At 37.6% G+C, this 4,445-nt stretch carries 5 protein-coding genes; all 5 read left to right on the forward strand.

The window, feature by feature from the left end; genetic code table 11:
• On the forward strand, positions 1–400 hold a 400-nt coding region (locus EXT48_RS23425; RefSeq protein WP_130166018.1), incomplete at its 5' end, for a phosphopantetheine-binding protein.
• Positions 401–478: 78 nt separating this feature from the next.
• The gene (locus tag EXT48_RS23430; RefSeq protein ID WP_130166019.1) at positions 479–1,741 is read left to right on the forward strand and encodes a phenylacetate--CoA ligase family protein; all 1,263 of its coding nucleotides are present in this window, start codon (positions 479–481) and stop codon (positions 1,739–1,741) included.
• Complete coding sequence (locus tag EXT48_RS23435) at positions 1,734–2,945, forward strand: aminotransferase class V-fold PLP-dependent enzyme (RefSeq protein WP_130166020.1); 1,212 nt, start codon at positions 1,734–1,736, stop codon at positions 2,943–2,945. The genes EXT48_RS23430 and EXT48_RS23435 overlap by 8 nt, the downstream gene beginning before the upstream one ends.
• A gap of 49 nt (positions 2,946–2,994) precedes the next feature.
• The gene (locus tag EXT48_RS23440) at positions 2,995–4,032 is read left to right on the forward strand and encodes a TauD/TfdA family dioxygenase (RefSeq protein ID WP_130166021.1); all 1,038 of its coding nucleotides are present in this window, start codon (positions 2,995–2,997) and stop codon (positions 4,030–4,032) included.
• A 50-nt stretch (positions 4,033–4,082) separates the two neighbouring features.
• A partial coding sequence (locus EXT48_RS23445; RefSeq protein WP_130166022.1) for a hypothetical protein occupies positions 4,083–4,445 on the forward strand: 363 nt, incomplete at its 3' end.

Raw genomic sequence — 4,445 nt, forward strand, 5'->3', positions numbered from 1 at the left:
GTATATGGTGCCTGGTGTTATTTTATTGGTTACAGAGTGGCCATTGACGAGTAATGGTAAAGTAGACAAGAAAGCACTGCCCAAAATTAACTACGTTCCGACAACTAAAAGCTTTATAGCGACAACAACCGAAATGGAAGAGCTTCTAGTAAAATATATCCACGAGTTACTCTTGATTGATAAAGATGCGATCAGTGTAGGAGAAAGTTTAATCACTTTAGGCTTTAACTCGATATTGAGTCTCCACCTAAGTCAAAAGCTCTCAAATGAGTTAAACATTTCATCTCAATTAGCATTGATTATGGAATCTGGCAGTATCAGAGAGTTGGCGATGGAGCTTGATTTTATTTGTGGTTCCACGCCGATTGTCCGTGCAGTAGAAGTCGAGGAAGAGTGGTAAATCTAATTTTAGTATTAGTAATAAAAGAGTCTCACGCGTGAGAAGTTTAAAAGTAGAACAATATTGAAGGGTCAAAGAATGAAAAATTTCCAAAAAGTGTTGAGAGAGCTTGAGTATAGCTTTGAGAACGTTGAATTTTACCAAAAGTTATATACGGAGTCAGAGACCAATATAGAAAATATTAAAGAACCGAAAGACTTGGAAACCGTCCCATTTACGGCAAAACTAGACTATAGAAAGAACTTTCCAAAAGGAACTTTAGCAAAAGGTTTCACGCTTAATCATCCTATGGTAACTAACAGCCGTAGTTCAGGTTCAACAGGTGAACGTCTGATAACGTTAGAAATAGGAATGTATCTTCTCAATAGAGCAATATCATGTGCTTCAGTAAACCCTAAAATTAATGAGGCTTTCCATCGTTCTGGAAGGAAAATTGCGAGGTATGCAGCACCAAATTGCTCGGATGTTGAATGTGCAAACCCTAATAGCACCATAGAGGATAGAGTTTTAGCAGATAAAACACTTGTTTTACCTGTTTATCATGATTTAATGACTACCACTGAAGCAATGTTAGACCGTACCATTGAAGAAATAAAAATTTATGAGCCTGATTTGTTTTATGTTGACCCGACTCACTTTGCATTCTTACTAAAACATTATAAAAAGCGCGGAATTCAACCGCCTCAAATTCCTGTCATGGTTGCCTATACTGGTGCTACAAATTGTGCAAGAAGACAAATAGCGGAATATTATGATATGCGCTCGATGTATGGTGAACTGCTATCGTCTACTGAATTTGGGTGGGTTGCAATGGAGTGTAATCATGGACATATGCATGTAAATGATGATAGTTTCTATTTTGAGTATGTTGATGTAGAGTTTACATCACCACTGAGTAACACATTTAAAGAGCTATGTATTTCTAGTATTGATCAGGGGGCTTCACCTCATTTACGTTACAGAACAGGAGATATTGTTTCTGTAAATACGAGTTCATGCACGTGCGGTTCTGATAGAAATAAAATTGTGATGGAAGGTAAAGTATCCCACTTTTTGATTAAAGATGGGCAACCTTTTCTTTCCCCACAACAAATTGATCAAATGTTTGGTGCTCCAGAATGGTTAGATTTTTATCAATTAGAGCAAGTTTCAGAAACTGCCTTTTTGCTTAAAATCATAGCAAATGAATCATACCTAGAGGGCGCAGAACAGGAGTTTATCGATAAACTGCAAGCCGTTTTTCAGTTGGATTTAAAAGTAGATGTTAGCTTAGTTGACTACATTGCCGCTGAGCGATCAGGAAAGTATCAGTTTGTTAGAGGATTAAAAAATAATGTTTAGTGTTGAACAGTTAGAAAAAGTTAGACAAGATTTTCCAGGAATTAGAGCAGAGATTGACGGTAGAAAAATAACATATTTAGATAGTGCTGCGACCTCTTTAAAACCTCAAAGGGTGATTGATGCAATGTCCGAATACTATAGTGGTGTTTCTTCTAATGTTCACCGAGGAAAGGGATATGCTATTGAGCTGGTGTCAAACAAATTCGAACGAGCTCGGTATAGAGTAGCTGAGCTTTTGTCGTGCTCAGGTAATGAAATTGTATTTGTTAAAAACACCACCGAAGCGGTTAATTTAGTTGCTTCAGGTTTGGGTCTGACCAAAGATGATACGGTTTTAATCTGTGCTGACTCTCACCATTCTAATTTGCTTCCGTGGGTGGCACATGCTAAAACGGAAGTAGTAAATTTGCTACCTGAAGGTGGGTTGGATTTAGAAGATTATAAATCTAAGATTAAGAAGCACCCAAAACTAGTCGCCATCACGCATTGTTCCAATGTTACGGGGGTTTATAACCCGGTAAAGGAAATGATCTCATTGGCAAGAGAGCATGGAGTTCTAACGTTATTGGATGCTGCTCAATCCGTTCCGCATAAGCAGGTCAATGTTGTAGATCTGAACGTAGACTTTTTAACCTTCTCAGCTCATAAATCATTGGGGCCAACAGGCTTAGGGGTTTTATACGGCAGGAAGGAAATGCTTGAAAAGTTGACTCCCTCTCAATTTGGAGGTGGTATGGTTGATTGGGTTGAGCTTGATAACTTTAGACTAAGGAAATTACCTCATCGCTTGGAAGCGGGGACGCCTCATATTGCAGGAGTATTGGGTTTAGGTGCTGCAATCGACTATATGAATAGCGTAGGGATAGATAATATAGAAGCTTACGATAAACACCTCGGGAAAATGATGTTTCAATATGCTGAACAGAGAGATTACTTGAAAATTGTGAATTCAGATCCAAATGCTGAGAGAGGAGCGGTTTTAAGCGTATGGATCCCTTCAACTCCGAAGTTAGATGATGTAGCACGAGTACTAAGCGATACTTATGGCATTATGTGTCGTAATGGTCATTTATGTGCGCAACCATACATTGATCAAATAGCTTCATCTCAGGTGTTAAGAATATCAGGGTATTTATATAACAATGAGTCAGAAATCGAACACTTCTTTAGTGCCCTTGATGATATTAGCTCAGTAATGTTTTAAAGCTTTTTGAAAACTATGAAATTACTCTCTATGAATCAAGGATACAATTATGCTTGTTCCAGCCCATCAGGAATTATTTAACGCAACAGATGTTGAATGCGGCTTTTTTTCGGAAACTCAAGTCTTACCATTAGTTATTATTAAAAAAAATATTGAATTGAACCTAGACGCGTGGTTTAAAGAAAATAGTGAAAAATTGAAGGTTCTCCATCAACGATATGGAGCAATTTTATTTCGTAATTTTGAGATCACTAGTGCTAAGATGTTCGAGTCTTTTGTTGGTGCAAGTACAAGTAAGCCGCTAGATACGTATTTAGAGCGTCAGCTAAGACGAGATCGTATTAGTGGGAATGTATTTACCTCAACTGCGCACCCAAAAGAAGGAGAGATTTTTTTACATAACGAGCAGTCTTTTAATTTGCAGTTTCCACGATATATATATTTCAATTGCCATAAAGTGGCTGATAAAGGTGGGGCAACTCCATTAGCAGATACAAGAAAAATATATAATAAAATCCCGCACGTTTTGCGAGATAAGTTAATCGATTTAGGATATTTATATCGTCGGAACTTTATTCCAAACTTGTATGTTGATTGGCAATGGGCATTTCAAGCTGAAACTAAAGATGAAGCTCAAGAATATCTAAAAGCCAATCAAATCACATGGAAATGGCACGATGAGGGATTAGTTACACTAACAACTGAGCAAGTTAGGTCGGTTGCGCTTCAACATCCAGAAACAAAACAGCCATGTTGGTTTAACCATTGCACTTCGTTTCATATAGACACAATTGAGCCGAAGGCGAGGGAGTTTATACAACGCTCCTTTTCAGAAAATGAGTATCCGAACCATACATACTTTGGCGATGGAAGCTCGATTGATAGTGAACTGATCTCGATCCTTAGAGAGGTTTATATTCAAGAGCAAGTAACCTTTGATTGGCACCAAGGTGATGTATTAATGGTTGATAATTTATCTGTTTGTCATGGAAGAGAGCCATTTGAAGGTGAGCGTTTAGTTCTTACTGCAATGTCAGAACTTTGCAAGTGGGAAGATGTAGACCTAAAAAGAACAATAATGAGTTAATGATTTAGGCACTCCGGCAGTTTAACTAGCTGTATTTATAAGGTTTTTAAATGAAAGAAATTAGATTGTTCCTAGCTAACCTCAATCTTAGAGGTGTGCGTTTGTTTCTAGATAATGGTAAGTTAAAATCACGTTCACCAGATGGTGAAATTAATGATGAAGAAAGGTTGTTCATTAGAAATAATAAAGAACTTATAGTTAACTTTCTGAAAAATCTTAAAAGTAATTCTAGGAGTGCCAAGGAATACTCCATTGAAAAAAGCGGATTGACCTATGGTGTAACTTCCTTTTCCCAGCAACGACTGTGGTTTATCGATAAACTTCAAGGCGGTACGCCGGAATACAACATGCCAATGGTCTTTAGAGTCACAGGAACATTTTCACTGAAAGTGTTAACACAGGTATTTGAGACG

It is taken from the genome of Pseudoalteromonas sp. CO348 (genome assembly GCF_004208845.1).
GTDB classification, from domain to species: Bacteria; Pseudomonadota; Gammaproteobacteria; order Enterobacterales; family Alteromonadaceae; genus Pseudoalteromonas; species Pseudoalteromonas maricaloris.